At 31.9% G+C, this 16,033-nt stretch carries 12 protein-coding genes and 1 pseudogene; 8 read left to right on the top strand and 5 right to left on the bottom strand.

What is annotated here, in order from left to right; all coding sequences use genetic code 11:
• Positions 1–47 precede the first annotated feature (47 nt).
• Positions 48–3,011, bottom strand: a complete 2,964-nt coding sequence (locus tag AAGD19_RS03960; RefSeq protein ID WP_341747232.1) for a restriction endonuclease subunit S — start codon at positions 3,009–3,011, stop codon at positions 48–50.
• Between the two features lie 8 nt (positions 3,012–3,019).
• Here AAGD19_RS03960 and AAGD19_RS03955 point away from each other — a divergent pair, with 8 nt between their 5' ends.
• Both AAGD19_RS03955 and AAGD19_RS03945 read left to right on the top strand, forming a co-directional pair.
• Positions 3,020–3,898 (top strand): IS982 family transposase, encoded by an 879-nt coding sequence (locus tag AAGD19_RS03955; RefSeq protein ID WP_341747213.1) that lies wholly within the window; start codon positions 3,020–3,022, stop codon positions 3,896–3,898.
• 357 nt (positions 3,899–4,255) lie between these two features.
• The gene (locus tag AAGD19_RS03945; RefSeq protein WP_341747231.1) at positions 4,256–4,915 is read left to right on the top strand and encodes a transposase; all 660 of its coding nucleotides are present in this window, start codon (positions 4,256–4,258) and stop codon (positions 4,913–4,915) included.
• A 282-nt stretch (positions 4,916–5,197) separates the two neighbouring features.
• On the opposite strand, the gene secB is transcribed toward AAGD19_RS03945, so the two are convergent.
• The 4 genes from secB to AAGD19_RS03920 form a co-directional block, all read right to left on the bottom strand.
• A complete protein-coding gene (secB, locus tag AAGD19_RS03935; RefSeq protein WP_341747230.1) occupies positions 5,198–5,647 on the bottom strand; it encodes a protein-export chaperone SecB in 450 nt (149 codons plus the stop codon).
• A gap of 28 nt (positions 5,648–5,675) precedes the next feature.
• Complete coding sequence (gene dcd, locus AAGD19_RS03930; protein WP_341747229.1) at positions 5,676–6,242, bottom strand: dCTP deaminase; 567 nt, start codon at positions 6,240–6,242, stop codon at positions 5,676–5,678.
• A 558-nt stretch (positions 6,243–6,800) separates the two neighbouring features.
• Positions 6,801–7,298 (bottom strand): copper chaperone PCu(A)C, encoded by a 498-nt coding sequence (locus AAGD19_RS03925; RefSeq protein WP_341747228.1) that lies wholly within the window; start codon positions 7,296–7,298, stop codon positions 6,801–6,803.
• Between the two features lie 112 nt (positions 7,299–7,410).
• Positions 7,411–7,668 (bottom strand): DUF2671 domain-containing protein, encoded by a 258-nt coding sequence (locus AAGD19_RS03920; RefSeq protein ID WP_341747227.1) that lies wholly within the window; start codon positions 7,666–7,668, stop codon positions 7,411–7,413.
• 125 nt (positions 7,669–7,793) lie between these two features.
• On the opposite strand from AAGD19_RS03920, the gene AAGD19_RS03915 reads away from it, so the two are divergent.
• The 6 genes and pseudogenes from AAGD19_RS03915 to gltX all read left to right on the top strand — a co-directional run bounded on the left by AAGD19_RS03915 (position 7,794) and on the right by gltX (position 15,925).
• Positions 7,794–9,563: an ABC transporter ATP-binding protein gene (locus tag AAGD19_RS03915; RefSeq protein WP_410520793.1), complete on the top strand. Its 1,770-nt coding sequence runs from the start codon at positions 7,794–7,796 to the stop codon at positions 9,561–9,563.
• A gap of 482 nt (positions 9,564–10,045) precedes the next feature.
• Positions 10,046–10,648: a peroxiredoxin gene (locus tag AAGD19_RS03910; protein WP_341747226.1), complete on the top strand. Its 603-nt coding sequence runs from the start codon at positions 10,046–10,048 to the stop codon at positions 10,646–10,648.
• Between the two features lie 347 nt (positions 10,649–10,995).
• Positions 10,996–11,151: pseudogene (locus AAGD19_RS07490) on the top strand (DNA processing protein DprA); the annotation flags it as partial.
• A 63-nt stretch (positions 11,152–11,214) separates the two neighbouring features.
• On the top strand, positions 11,215–12,135 hold the full coding sequence (dprA, locus tag AAGD19_RS03905) for a DNA-processing protein DprA (RefSeq protein WP_410520792.1): 921 nt from the start codon (positions 11,215–11,217) through the stop codon (positions 12,133–12,135).
• Between the two features lie 2 nt (positions 12,136–12,137).
• Positions 12,138–14,555: a type I DNA topoisomerase gene (gene topA / locus AAGD19_RS03900; protein WP_341747225.1), complete on the top strand. Its 2,418-nt coding sequence runs from the start codon at positions 12,138–12,140 to the stop codon at positions 14,553–14,555.
• Between the two features lie 17 nt (positions 14,556–14,572).
• On the top strand, positions 14,573–15,925 hold the full coding sequence (gene gltX / locus AAGD19_RS03895; protein WP_341747224.1) for a glutamate--tRNA ligase: 1,353 nt from the start codon (positions 14,573–14,575) through the stop codon (positions 15,923–15,925).
• Positions 15,926–16,033 lie beyond the last annotated feature (108 nt).

The following is a 16,033-nucleotide window of genomic DNA, read 5'->3' as shown; positions in this document are numbered from 1 at the left end:
ACTGGTATTGCTTGCAATTTTATCCTCTTGGCATTTGTAAATTATACTCAACATAATGTACCATTTTTTTTCTCATAGCGTAAGTTTTGCTTGTTAATTCTGTCTTGTAATTTATTAATTTTTTGCTTTGCTTCACTTTCTTTTTTCTCAATTTCTGTGATTTCTCCTATAATTTTTTCTTGGATTTCAATAGGGGGGAGAGGAACTAAAAAATCTCTTAACATTTGAGTATTGACGTGTTTTACTCCAACATTATCTGTTAAAACACTTAAAGAATTAGTTTTATTTTCAAAAAAATATCCAAGATACTCAGGTTTTAGAATATTTTTACATACAATACTATTGATTTGCTGATTAGTTGTTAATGCAATTTTATTTATAGCAACCTTACCTATCGTCCCTGTACAACTAAGTAACACACTGTTAACTGGTACAATTCTAACTTTATCTAATCCTTTTCTCGATATATGTTGCATTGTGTTTTCAATATACAAACTTGTAAAATCTTTAATTGTTGCCCAATTAATATCTTTACTATTCCAGTATTCTCTAATGCGTTTTGAAGGTGTTGAGCCGCTTATAATATCTTCACATACCTCTCCTAATTTCACTAATTTCCACTTACTTTCAATTTTTAAATTATCCTTTTTGTTTAGATTGATTGACTTATCAAATTTTTTCAAATCAAACGATATTAACTGCGAAAGACGAACATAATGTATATGTTCTTTCAGTGGATGATCATCGGAAATTTGAATTTCTGCAATTTTTTGTTCAATTTTACTATCTTTTTTATAATTCCTTAAAATATAGCTGTTTAACTTGTTCGGGTCTTCAAGATATTCGAATTCAGGATTATAGAGTTTTGAATTTAAGTTACCTTCTTCATCTTTATAAATATAAATTCCCTCACTTCCACGCCGATTTGAAAATTCATATCCATAAAATTCTTTTTCAATATTTTTTTCACCGCTATCAGCTAAAACAACTTTTTGAGAATAAGTTGTGATAAAATAAATCAGTTTCTGTTTTTCTAGTTCAATAATCTCATTGTAAGAAAGAGAATTGTACTCTTTAGTTAATACACTTTCTTGTTCATTCCTTGTTGATTTATTTTGTAAAATACTTACATAATCTTCAAAAGTTAAATCTTCATAAGTATTTCTTACATAAGTTGAAAAAACGTTGTGAATTCCACCACAAATTACATCATTAAAATTGGTAAAAAATCTGTTTACGATATGTTTTATTTGAATAAATTCAGAGTATTGGCGTTTTTCTAAAAATAAGATGATTGTTTTTGTTCCTGTTGCCATGAACGCACTAGAACCAGTAGAAACAATCGCCTTAGTAGAGAAATTATCTAAAATAATTTCTCTTGCTTTTTCGTAAATACCACCATTTGTTAATATTGAAATTGGCAAAACAATACCTGCAACAGCACCATCTTTCATTAGCTGTTTTGTTCTTTCAATAAATAAGCATTCAATTTCTGATGATTTATCTGTTAAAGAATTAAACAATTCAAAAGTATCTTTTCCGTTCTTTACAGTATTTTTAAATCCACTTACTGAATAAGGTGGATTTGCTACAATTATATCAAAAACATTATTTTCTTTTCCTTTTTCTTTTTTGTAAAGTTTCCCTTTGTATTTATCGTTATCAAAAGGAGCTAGTCCATCAGCACAAATTACATTAGCATCTCCATCACCATTTAAAAAGGAGCTGACCTTAGAAATTTTTACGAGACGGTAGTCTTTTTCTATTGCATAAACATAATTTTTTGCCCATTTTAGATTTTTACTTTGACTATTAAAGTTATTAATCGCATTTCTGCCAGCTTTAATATCAGCGTCTTTTATTTGATTTACATAGATATCTATCTCATCCATTATTTCCGTTATAAAGTGTCCAGAGCCAGAGGCGTAGTCTAGGACATAAGGCAAGAAATCTATATCACTCTCTATTTTTTTATCTATTATTTGTTTAATAGGTAGAGATTTACAAATAAATCTTGTCAGAGGTATTGGTGTAAAAAATTGTCCAGATTCTTGCTTAAAACCAGTATTAAGTAATAATTCAAAGAAATCTCCCAGATATTGATGTTTTTTTGAATATTTTATCTTAAACTTTTGTAGTAGTTTTACAACTTCCTTAACAATTTCAGCATTATCTATAAAAGTATCTTCGTCATATACGTCTTTAAACGCAAATTCTTGAGAGCTTCTGTAATATCTTAGCTTATAAAAAGTCTTTCTTAATTCTGCATTTTGAGTATGTTCAATCACTGCCTCAAATTCTGCACTACTAACATCTGGAACAATAATGTTGATATAATTACTTAATCCTTTCTTATAAAGATTATTTAATCGATCAAATAAACTTTCAAAATTATCATTTACTTTAAATTGGAAATCTAAATCTATGTTTAGATCTATTGATTTTGTATCTTCATCTTGTATTTTGCAAATAAAAAGATTGAATATTTTATTAAAAGCATTAGGTTTATCCGAGACAATATGCCTCCTTAAAATTTCTGCAAATTGATGAAAAATTGTTTGACCATCAGCAAACTCTAAATCATCTAAATCACCATATGTAAGACCAATATTTTTGAACTCATAGCAATTTATACTATTTTCAAAAATACCTTTCTTATTAAATGTCTTATCCCAAGAGTTAAAAATCTCAATATCATTTTCACCATTTAGACTGCTCGTATCTATTATTTCATTTGTATAAACAATTTTATTGCCCGCTAACTTAGAAGCATAAAGACAAAGAGCTTTTGCTTTTCTATCTTGCCTAAAATAACTTAAAAGTTGTCCACCGTCCCTAAACATTTTATTCTTTTCTTTATTAAAACTTGCACCCCAGTTTTTACATTCTATCATGAAGAGTGAGTTACCTTCTGCGTTCCTAACAAACCCCAGTTGCCAATTAAATAGGAGAGATGAAAGGTAGATTTTAAAAGGGACATAGGTTATTTTATCTTTTTCAACCAATAACAAAATAACCTATGAAAAAAGATTTTACCGCAATTTACTGTTTTGTCGACGATTTTATAAAGAATTTGGAAAATAATTTGCCTACAATTAATAGTAGTAAATTTAAACCTGGTGTAAGTAATTATTTATCAATAAGCGAAGTATTAACCATATTAATTGGTTACTATGATTCATATTGTGATTGTTTTAAGCATTATTACAAACAAGTAATCTTACATAATTATACAGAAGATTTTAAACTTGTTAGTTATGAACATTTTACTAAATTGATAGGTAGAAGTATGCCTTATTTAGCAATATTACTGAATCATTTGCTTGCTGAATGCACAGGTCTGTCTTTTGTAGATGCTACAGGTATAGCCGTATGTAAGAATTATCGTATAAGTTCACATAAGGTTTTTAAAGGAATAGCGGCAAGAGGAAAAACCACTAAGGGGTGGTTTTATGGACTAAAGTTACATTTAATCATAGATTCCGAAGGTAATCTGATAAAGGTATCTTTCAGCAGTGGTAATAAGGATGATAGGAAAGGACTTAAAGGAATGATATTTGGTATATATGGCAAAGTTTTTGGCGATCGCGGTTATATATCTAAAGAATTATTTGATGATTTGTATGACAAAGGCATCCAACTTATTACTCGGGTTAAAAAGAATATGAAAAATATATTAATCCCTATTATAGATAAGGTTATGTTGCTCAAAAGAACTCTGATAGAAACCGTAATAGGCAAACTTAAATTTCTTGATAAGTTAGAGCATTCTAGACATAGATCAGTTACAAATGCATTTAGTCATATGCTATCCTGCCTAATCAATTATCAGTTGCTAGAAAACAAACCTTCTATCAAAACTTTGCTTCCTATAGAACTTTTTGATATACAAAATTAATTGGCAACTGGGGTTGTTTTAGAAACTACTGGTGGATATGAAATGGAACTATTACTAACGCTTTGCAAATCAGGGTTTTGCTGTACATAGAGCCAATACTCGCAAAGTTAAAAATTTTATTAGGTCTTTTGGTAATGCAGCTAAAACTGACAGTCTTGACGCTAAAGCTTTGGCACTTTATGGTTTTGAACGATCAGAAAGATTAGAGCTATTTAACCCGAGTTGCCAATTAATTTATAAGAGCAGAGCTAGGTTTTATGAACATTTGAAGTTAATTTGTAACATTAAAACACTTAATAAAAACTATATTTTTTAGAAATATGTTTGTATTAAAAATGTTTTAGTATCGAGCCTCACATGAAACCAGCGTTAAATATAGCTTTTGCCAGTATAATTAATTGGCAACTCGGGTTATTTAAAGTACAATCTAAGCAAGCTTTAAACTTGTATGAATTAGTAGGACGTAGGAATGATCTTAAACAAATGTTGATTGCAGAAAAAAATAGGTTTCAGTTCCCGAGAGCTGATTTAATTAAGTCTAGTTGTGTTAAAATAATCGAAGTACTAGAAGAACAAATTGCATCTATTACTAAAGAAATAGATGACTTAATAGCAAAAGATAAACTCTTGCAGGCTAAGAAAGAGACTCTGCAAACTATTAGTGGTATAGGCACAGTAGTATCTAATGAGCTTATAGCTTTGTTACCTGAACTTGGTACATTGAACCGCAAACAAATAGCATCATTAGTAGGTGTTGCACCAATATCTAATGATAGCGGTAGATATAACGGATATAGACATACAGGTCATGGTCGAAATTTTGTTAGACCTATGTTGTTTGTAGCTGCTATGGCTGCTAGAAACTCTAACTCTGAACTGAAGGTATTTTATGAAAAATTGATCAATAGAGGAAAAAAGAAAATGGTGGCGATGGTAGCATTAATGCGTAAAATCATTGTGATTGCAAACGCTAAGTTACGTGATTTAACTAGCTCTGCAGAAGCAATAAAAATTTAAACCAAATTTATTTAAATTTTTATTGCGAACATAGTTGATCTAATAGACCTCTTTCGAAACTCGCTTATGCTGAGGGATTTGAAGGAGACGCTTCACCTCGAACCGCAGCGTACTCTAATGTACGTGAGGATTCGAGTACCGCATCGACGTACAAATCGCCAGCAGAAGTAGAGTTTCGAAAGAGGTCTAATGAATGTGGATTGCCTCGACACTCATGTGGTCTTGCTAATAGACGTCTTGTACTTTTCTACAATTTTTAAATGCTATACGTAAGGTGAATGGTTAATTATCATTTTCTTGCATTTTTTTATGATATAAAGCACCAAAATCAATCGGGTCAATCATCAATGGTTGGAAACCACCATCCTGAGTGACATCAGCAATAATTTTTCTAGCAAATGGGAAAATCATTGCTGGACAATGAATTGCTAGTATTATTTGGTGTTGATCTTCCTCTATATTAATTAAATTAAAAACCCCTGCATATTTTAAGTCCACTATAAATAGTCTATGCTTTTCACTCATTGCTTTAGCTTCTATACTTAATTCTACCTCATAAAAATTCTCTTCAGGTAAATTAGAAATATTGAGGTCTAAGAATAAGTCAATTTGTGGATTACGTTCCAAAGATACTAAAGATCTCGGAGCGTCTGGATTTTCAAAAGATAAATCCTTTATGTATTGTGCATTAACAGCGATATGAGGCATTTCTTTTTGGTTAGTATCTTTCATAATAATATAGTCCTTTACATTTTAAATTTTAAGTTATTGGAAGGGTAACACCTTTTTGTTTCATATATTTCCCATAACGATCGGCATAAGATATATTACAAGTTTGATCACCTTTTAAAAACAAAAATTGACATGCTCCTTCATTAGCATAAATTCTTGCTGGCAGTGGGGTAGTATTGGAAAACTCTAATGTTACATGCCCTTCCCATTCCGGTTCTAACGGCGTTACGTTAACAATTATACCACATCTTGCATAGGTTGATTTACCAACACAGATAACTAGCACATCTCTTGGAATTTTAAAATACTCAATTGTTCTTGCTAAGGCAAAACTGTTTGGCGGAATAATACAAACATCAACCTCTCTGTCTACTAAACTATATTCATCAAAATTTTTTGGATCAACTATTGCCGAATTAATATTAGTAAATATTTTAAATTCCTTCGAGACTCTTGCATCATAACCGTATGAAGATAAACCATAAGAAATAATTCTCTCTGAATTATTCAATCTAACCTGCGTATCAGTAAAAGGTGCAATCATATCGTGTTCTATACACATTTTTCTTATCCAATTATCAGACATAATGGTCATATATAATTACACATACTATGTTTAAATTACCGAATATAAATGATATAGTTAAAAATTAAAAGTACTAAAACTTTAATTAGCAGCTTTAATTAGCAGGGCAGCCTCATTAAAATATTTATATATTCTTCTACTTTAACCTTAGTTCGATATAAGAATTATTAATTCTTATATCGATACTTGCTTTGTTATAAGGAAAAATGCACTATTGAAGCGGTTCTACACCTGATTGTTTCTATATATAATACTGAATTCGATGTAACTTGTTACATCGAATTCAGGTTAATTTAAATAATTAGTTTCGCAAAACTGTAGGAGATTCACGTATATACTCAAATGATTTGAAGAATTGGATTTGAAAATGAATGATGAGCATGCGAATCCATGATATTTTCAAAAAACAATTCGTAGGAGCAAAAGAGTATACTCGGATGATCTAAAGAATGGGAACAACAAACAAGGAAAGCTTTGCCAGCATAGGATGACATCTAGACTACCGATACTAGAGTTAACGATAGCTGACATATAAGGCAAATATCCATTCATTATAAGAACGACTAACTACTTTGTTTTTACTTCTACTTGGACAACTTTCTGAAGACCATTATCGAAATATAAGGATAAATCAAAGTTATCACCAACTTTTAGTATAGTTCTTAGATCCAAGAGCATAATATGCATACCACCCGGTTGTAAAATAGCACTACTTTTAGCTGGGATGACTAGCTTATCGAGTTTTACCATTTTACTAACCCCTTTTTCATCAACAAAACTTTTATGTAATTCAACCTTGTTAGCTATATCTGAAGAAACATTTACCAAATTGTAATCGAGGTCAGAGTCATTAAAAATCTCAAAATATATTGCAGAATTATTATTTTTGCTAACAGTAGCAGAAGGTCTTGCCCAAGCATTTAGTATTGTAACAGATGCAGTAGGGGCTGATGCTTCTAATGATGCTGCTGGATTGTTATTACTTGGCATGGTAGTTGCAAAACATATTGATAGACTAAAATATAAAGTAACAGCAATGAAGGTTACTATGTTCTTAAGTAGCATATTATTACCATAAATTAAATTAATTACACAATCGATTCACTTAATTATATAACATATTATACATACACTAAGTATATTTTGCAAAAAAATAATATATTTATAGTGTATAATGCTAACTTTGGCTTACTTTAACAAATCTTTGTTTAAAAGAATCCCAATGATAGTGAACATTTACTGTTTTAATTTCTGTAACTGTAATATCTCCATTAGGTAACTGTGCAACATCAAAGCCTTTTTGTATAGATTCAGTAATTAGAGTCGTTGATTGACAAATATACCTAACATTAAAAAAGGGATTATTATCAGTATCTAATGAGCTTGTAGTTTTCTTAGTTGGGGTATTCAAAATAGGTACGTTTTTTTCTTTCATTCTAAACAACTTCAGATATTCTGTACGTTTTTATAACAGTTTAGTAATAAGGTGGCAAGAGTTTGTTGTTAGATTAATTTAGGTTATTTAGTCTAATTAGTTTTTTTTGTAATGAGGTGTGTGCTGTGTTAGAAGGTTTTGATTTTTCAAAGTCTGCAATAAGGTTATTTTTCTATTTTTTAAAGAAAAGAAGAATTAAACTAACTATTTTAGGGGTGTTATGCATAATACGGGGAATGATACCAGCTATTGATAGTGTGTTGCTACAAAAAATTATAAATTTGATTGAGTCTTTTTCTAATGAAACAGTTAAAGACCTACCTTCCTCCATGTTGTTTTGGGCAATAATATATGCATTTTGGTGGGTATGTGTAAATACTATGTGGCGAATTTATGATTATATTTATCTAAAAACCATGCCATATATCAAAGCTCAGATATTAGACGAAATGTATAATTACACTCAGTACCATAATCATAGATTTTTTCAAGAAAACCTTGCTGGTCATATTACCAATCGTATTACTGAAGGGGCTAGATCTTTTGAAATGGTTTTGTCTTTATTTGGAGAGAAAATTCTATACAAACTAGCTATAATTGTTTTTGCTCTTGGAACAATGTACTGGATACATCAAATATTTGCTACTATATTCCTTATACATATTTGTGTTTTTGTAGGTACTAGTGTTATCTGTTCAAGTACAATAAACAAATATTCAGTAAATTATGCACGAAGCAAATCAATAGTTGCCGGCAGTATTGTTGATGCAATTGCAAATATTGGTGCAATACGGATGTTTACTTCTCATAAATTTGAACGTCAGAATCTAGAAGTAAGGATAGATGATGCTGTAGTTAATGAACAAATTATGCAACTCTTTATGTTTAAGCTACGTATTGTACTAGGCATAGCTTGTTCTATAATGATTTTTATAATGGTTTATTATCTAGCTCAACTTCGTAGTCAAATGCAAATAACTATAGGAGATTGCGTGTTGATACTTACTTTATCTATAACGGTTAGTAGTGAAATTTGGGATCTAACGCAGGAAGTAGGAGATATGTTCGAAGAGTTTGGTTCTTTTAATCAAAGTGTATCATTAATGAAACCTCATATTATAGAAGATATTGAGAATGCCCATCTTCTAAAGGTTACAAAAGGTGAGATAATATTTAAAAATGTTAGTTTTAAATATTACCATAATAATAATTTATTTGAGAATAAATCCGTTACAATTTTGAGTCAACAAAGGGTCGGATTAGTAGGGTTTTCTGGTTCAGGAAAAACAACTTTTATTAATCTTATTACACGGTTGCACGATATAGACCAAGGAGAAATTCTAATTGATGGGCAAAATATTAGATATGTAACTCAAGACTCTTTACGAGAAAATATTAGTATAATACCGCAAGAACCAATCCTATTTCATAGGACAGTCATGGATAATATTAGATATGGAAAAAAAGATGCTAGCTTAGAAGAGATAATAGAGGCAGCAAAACTAGCTCATATACATGAATTTATTGAGAGCCTAACAGAAGGATACCAAAGCTTATGTGGTGAAAGGGGCAATAACTTGTCAGGTGGTCAGAGGCAGAGAATAATAATAGCACGGGCAATATTAAAGAATGCTCCAATATTAATTCTTGATGAAGCAACAAGTAGTCTAGATAGTGAGACTGAGGAGTTGATACAAGATTCTCTATATTACTTAATGCAAAATAAAACTGTATTAGTTATAGCTCATAGATTATCAACTTTGTTGAATATGGATAGAATTTTGGTTTTTAATGAAGGTAGCATAGTTGAAGATGGACAACATGAGGAATTACTAAAAAACAGTAAATTGTACAAAAAACTATGGAAATCACAAGTAAAAGGCTTAATAATTTAAAGAAATTGCTGATTATTTCACCTTATATACTCGGTGAACTTCAAGAATTGGCGTCGTCGTGTCTAAAGATCGAAGCTGCTCACGTACTAATGTACGCCTAGCAGCTCGACTTTGACACACTCCTAGCTCTTCTTGAAGTTATACTATCGTCTACCAACTCTTCATTTACGAGCAGTATACGTAAGGTGAGTGATTATTTATTACATGACTTATAGTTCTCGTACCATTTCCGATTATGGCATACACTCAACTATTGATTACAATTTTTAAATTACTCTGCTAATTCATTTAAGATTTGGTATTGTAATACATTATTATTTTGTGTATCATAACTTGAGTTCGATGTAAGACATCGGTTTAATAGCCTAGGGTGATATCACCCCTAATGAGGATAATACTGAGCCTAGTATTAATTTGCTACATCGATACTTAAGGTTATCATAAGAAATATTTTTAATCACTTGAAACTGAAGGAATTTAAAATGCAAGTATTCGTTGGAAAAGCTGCACCGGATTTTACAGCTAAAGCTATTATGCCTGATAATAGTATAGAATCTGAATTTAATCTTAAAAATTATGCTAAGGGTCATAAAGTTGTATTGTTTTTTTATCCCCTAGATTTTACTTTTGTTTGTCCATCAGAAATTATAGCCTTTAATAATAGATTAGGAGAATTTACTGAAAGAAATACAAAGTTAATAGCAATAAGCGTTGACTCGCATTTTTCTCATTTGGCTTGGAAGAATACTCCTTACAATAAAGGTGGTGTCGGCAATATCCAAATTCCTATGGTGGCAGATCTTAATAAAAATGCCTCACATAGTTATAATGTACTTCATGATGATGGAATATCACTGCGTGGTACTTTTGTTATTGATGAAGAATTCATAGTACGCCATTTGTCAGTTAATGATTTGCCAATTGGTAGAAATATTGATGAAGTAATAAGACTGATAGATGCCCTAGACTATAATGCAAAGCATGGTGAAGTATGTCCAGCTGGGTGGCATAAAGGTGATGAAGGTATTACCCCATCACATAAAGGAGTAGCAGATTACTTAGCTTCCAATGCAGAAAAATTATAGTATATAGAGTAGGTTTGCCGGATCAGTAGATGTCATTGCTAGCTACGAACACCAATGTACCGTATACCGTAGCTAGAGATGACATCGAGATTACCATATATGACACGCATAGGTTTACGCAGGTTTCTACCGCTAGTTGTAGCTTTTAAACTTCTCTAGTTAGAAATTAATTGTTTTTTTACTTAGTGGGGAAAAATTTTGTTATATACTGCAAATATCATCTAAGAGACTCCAATTTGGGATAAGAATTGACAAATTCTTATCTCGAATTCGCGTAAGGGATAATTTATGTCAAAGTAAGCTTAAAGCCAAAGAAAGAGATTTGATGCTTAAGGAGCTATTTTTGGATACTAACTAACCGAGTATCTTATACAAAAGAAACAATTGATATTCTAAGACTAATTAGGAGTGAAAATGTTGGTCCAAGGACTTTTTGGAGTTTAATAAAGATATTTGGTAGTAGTAGTACTGCAATTGAAAATATACAAGAATTCTCACTGCGAGGTGGACGCTCTAAACCAGTAAAGGTATTTTCACAAAGTGAGGCAAGTAAAGAACTTGAGCTTTTGGAAAAGAATAACGCCAAAATTATTACCTATAAGTCTTTAGAATATTCAAGGTTATTGTTAGAGATTTTTGATTGCCCGCCTATACTAAGTTATAAGGGCAATATCGGGTTATTATCACACGAAAGATGTTTAGCAATTGTTGGAGCAAGAAATGCTTCAGTAAATGGTCGTGCTTTTGCAGCTAGAATCGCTAAGGAATTGACAGACGCAGATTATATAATGGTTTCTGGACTTGCAAGAGGTATTGATACGGCAGTGCATCAAGTTAATATCTCTAAAACAATAGGAGTTATCGCTGGAGGAATTGATCATGTCTATCCCCTAGAAAATGTTAAATTATTCGAGCAAATTCAGCAAGAGGGGTTAATAATTGCTGAATTACCAATAGGGTCAAAACCTCTTGGACAACATTTCCCACAACGTAATCGATTGATTTCTGGTATATCTCTTGGAACGGTAGTAATTGAGGCAAGCCTAAAATCTGGATCATTAATAACAGCAAGGTTTGCTTTAGAACAGAATAGAGAAGTATTCGCAGTGCCAGGATTTCCGTTAGATCCTAGGTGTCAGGGTACTAATAAACTTATCAAGGAAGGAGCATATATGGTGGAATCTACCCAAGATATAGTAACTAATCTACCACATTTTTCTAAGGTTGTCAGCAAATCTAAGGATGTGGCGAATGATTCAGCTGAAAATAACCAGTTTAAAGCGTTAGATATAAAATATGCTAATCCAATTACCAACGATATGCGTATGAAAGTTAAGGAGCTTTTATCTTCAACTCCTATAGATTTTGATTGTTTGCATCAAACGCAGCTACCTTTGCAGGTTATATATATGATAATACTGAAGCTAGAACTGGCTGGAAAAATAACTAGATATCCTGGCAACAAGATATCTTTAATTTATAAATAAATATGAAATTAGTAATAGTAGAATCGCCAGCAAAGGCGAAAACGATAAATAAATATCTAGATAATGGTTTTAAAGTTATTGCTTCGTTTGGGCATATTAGAGATTTACCATCTAAAAATGGTTCAGTTCTGCCAGATGAAGATTTTGCGATGAAATATATTATATCAGATAAAGCAGAAAAATATGTTGAAGCAATAACTAAAGATGCTGCCAAGGCTGAAATGGTTTATCTAGCAACAGATCGAGACCGAGAAGGAGAATCAATTGCTTGGCATGTTGCAGAAATAATAAAAGAAAGAAACTTGGTTAAATCTAGTGATTTCTTTAAAAGAGTAGCATTTGATGAAGTTACAAAAAAAGCTATTTTACATGCAATTGAAAACCCAAGAAAGATTGATATTGATTTGGTTAATGCTCAGCAAGCAAGGAGGGCGTTGGATTATTTGGTAGGATTTACTTTATCACCGATATTATGGCGTAAATTGCCAGGATGTAGATCAGCCGGAAGAGTCCAGTCTGTAGCACTGAGACTTATTTGCGAACGAGAAGACGAAATTGAACGTTTTAAATCGCAAGAATATTGGGATATTAGTCTTAATATTCTTAATAGTAATAATGAACCGTTTTTAGCAAGATTAACTCATGTTAATGGTAAAAAATTAGAGAAATTCTCAATTACTAATGAACTAGCTGCCAATGATCTAGTCGAGAAAATAAAACTAAAGAATTTTCATGTTGCCTCTATAGAAAAAAAACAGCAAAAACGTCAACCGCAACCACCTTTTATTACCTCTTCGCTGCAGCAAGAAGCTGCAAGAAAATTAGGGTTTACTGCTAAGAAGACTATGCAAATTGCCCAAAAACTTTACGAAGGTATGGATATAGGTAATGAAACTATAGGTTTGATCACTTATATGAGAACGGACGGGACAACTCTTGCTAGTGAAGCTGTTGAGCAAATACGTCAGTTGATAGATAAGAATTTTGGGGATAAATATCTGCCAGCTAGCCAGCGAGTTTATAAATCTAAAGCTAAAAATGCCCAAGAAGCTCACGAAGCGATTAGACCAACTGATATTACCCTGCTACCAGAAAAGTTAAAGGATAAACTAGATAAAGATTTTTACAAGCTTTATGACCTAATTTGGAAGAGGACGGTAGCTTGCCAAATGGAAAATGTTATTATTGATTTGGTAGTAGCTCAGCTTGATACAGAAGATAAAGAATTTACATGCAGAGCAAATGGCTCAATTATTGCGTTTGATGGTTTTTATAAAATTTATCGAGAAGGTCTAGATGATGAAACAGAAGAAGAAAATAGGCTTCTACCACCGCTAAAAGAAGGAGAGAAATTAATTACAGATTCAGTGAATCCAGCACAACATTTCACTGATCCGCCACCAAGATATTCTGAAGCTAGTTTAGTAAAGAGGCTTGAGGAACTTGGTATTGGTCGCCCGTCTACTTATGCTTCGATTATATCAGTGTTGCAAGATAGAAAATATGTAGTTGTTGAGAAAAAACGATTCTTTCCAGAGGAATTAGGGCGTTTAGTTACAATATTTTTAACAGGTTTTTTTAAGAAATATGTGGAATATGATTTCACAGCTGATCTTGAAAATGATTTAGATGAGGTGGCAGAAGGTAAAATAGAATGGAAGTTTTTACTAAAAAAATTCTGGGATGGGTTTAATAACAATGTAGAAGTAGTTAGTGGAAAGAAAATATCTGATATAATTATTTATGTTGAAGAAGCCTTAGATTATCACTTATTTGGAGAAAAGTCAGAAAGTAACAAGTCAAGAATTTGCCCATCCTGCTCTACAGGTCAATTAGATCTGAAGCTTGGTAAGTTTGGAGCATTCTTAGCTTGTAGTAATTACCCAGAATGTACTTTCAAAAAACAAATTACCTCTAAAAATAGTGATGATGTTGCTACTACTATGGAAGAGAACAAACTATTAGGAGTAAATAAGGATGGTTTTGATGTTTTTCTAAAGAAAGGCCCATATGGTTTATATGTACAGACTAGTGAGCAAGTTGCCAAGGGTGAAAAGCCAAAGCGTGCATCATTGCCACCTTCTATTGCCCAAAATGATGTCACTCTTGCTTTAGCTATGAGGTTGCTTGAGTTACCGGCTAAATTATGTTTGCATCCTGAATCTCAACAAGAGATTATACTTGGTATAGGTAGATATGGCCCGTATCTTAAATATCTTGATAGGTTTATTTCAATACCAAAAAGATACGATCCTTTTACCATAACAACAGAGATCGCTGTAGAAATAATTGAAGCTAGTAATAATAAGTTAAAGAATAAACAAGAGAAAGATAATGGCAAGCAGGTAATAGTTGCAAAAAAAACTTCTAAAAAGAATGCTACAGCAAAAGAAACAACAAAAAAGAAAAAAGTACAATAAGCGGTTAAGATAAAATTATGGGAAGGGTTATCACAAGATTCGCACCATCACCAACAGGTATGTTGCATATAGGTAATAGTAGGACAGCTCTGATAAATTGGTTGTATGCTAGAAAGCATAAAGGCATATTCATTTTAAGGTTTGATGATACTGATTTTGAGCGTAGCAAACAGCAATATAAAAATGCTATTGAACAGGATTTAAAATTTCTAGGGCTTAACTGGGATCAAACCTTTTGTCAATCTAATAGACTTGCTAAATATGAGGCTGTAAAGACATTATTATTACAAAAAAATAGATTATATCCCTGTTTTGAGACTCAAGAAGAGCTGGAACTGAAACGTAAATTACAATTATCAAGAGGACTCCCCCCCATCTATGATCGGGCAGCTTTGAATTTGACTCAACAACAAATAAATGATTATATTAGTCAAGGAAGAAAGCCGCATTATCGATTCTTGGTATCGCATACTCCAATTATATGGCAAGATATGATTAAGGGTGAAGTTAAATATGATGGGAAAAATCTTGGTGATCCGATAGTTATCAGAGAAGATAATAGTATGACTTATATGCTTTGTTCAGTTATTGATGATATTGATTATTCGATTACCCATATTATTAGGGGCGAGGATCATGTAACTAATACGACGATTCAGCTACAAATGTTTGAAGCCCTACAGGAAGAACTATACTCAAATCAAAAGAGTATACCGAATTTTGCTCATCTTGGTCTAATTATTAGCCGAGATGACAAAATATCTAAAAGAATAGGAGGATTTGAGATCGCTGCTCTAAGGGATGAAATTGGATTAGAACCAATGGCAATTAACAGTTTTTTTAGTTTAATTGGTTCGTCATCAAGTATTGTATCGTTTAAGAATTTAGATCAGCTAATAAAAGAGTTTGACATTAATAATTTTTCTAAAAGTCCAACAACTTATTTGCCGGAAGAATTAGAACGTCTGAATCATAAATTACTAATTAGCCTTAGTTTTGATGAAGTAAAAGATCGCTTAAGAGAGATTAAGGCTGAGCAAGTAACTGAACAGTTTTGGTTGGCAGTGAGAGCTAATTTGCAAAAATTATATGAAATAAAAGATTGGTGGAATATTTGTTACTCACCATCCAAAGTTGAAGGATTAGATAAAGATTTTTTAAAACAGGCAGCTATATTGTTACCAAACGAACCAATAACCCTCGACAGCTGGAGCATATGGACTAAAAAAATTATGGTCGTTACTGGTAAAAAGGGCAAGGATATATTCTTACCTCTAAGGCTTAGCATAACGGGAATGGCATCCGGACCAGAAATGTCAGTAATATTACCATTACTTCGCAGAGAGGAAATTATAAAAAGATTAAGTTGATTTTTTTGTTGATCTAAAAAAATAACCTGAAAGGCTATTACCCCCAACTGTCGAAAGTTCGAAGGTAGAGCGGGTTTTAGGCAGGGCAGTTTAAAAGTTGTATATGGT

This window comes from Candidatus Tisiphia endosymbiont of Dascillus cervinus, assembly GCF_964026405.1.
In the GTDB taxonomy this organism is placed as follows: domain Bacteria; phylum Pseudomonadota; class Alphaproteobacteria; order Rickettsiales; family Rickettsiaceae; genus Tisiphia.
Note: the sequence above shows the minus strand (reverse complement) of the source record. Positions and strands in the feature narration are given on the sequence as shown.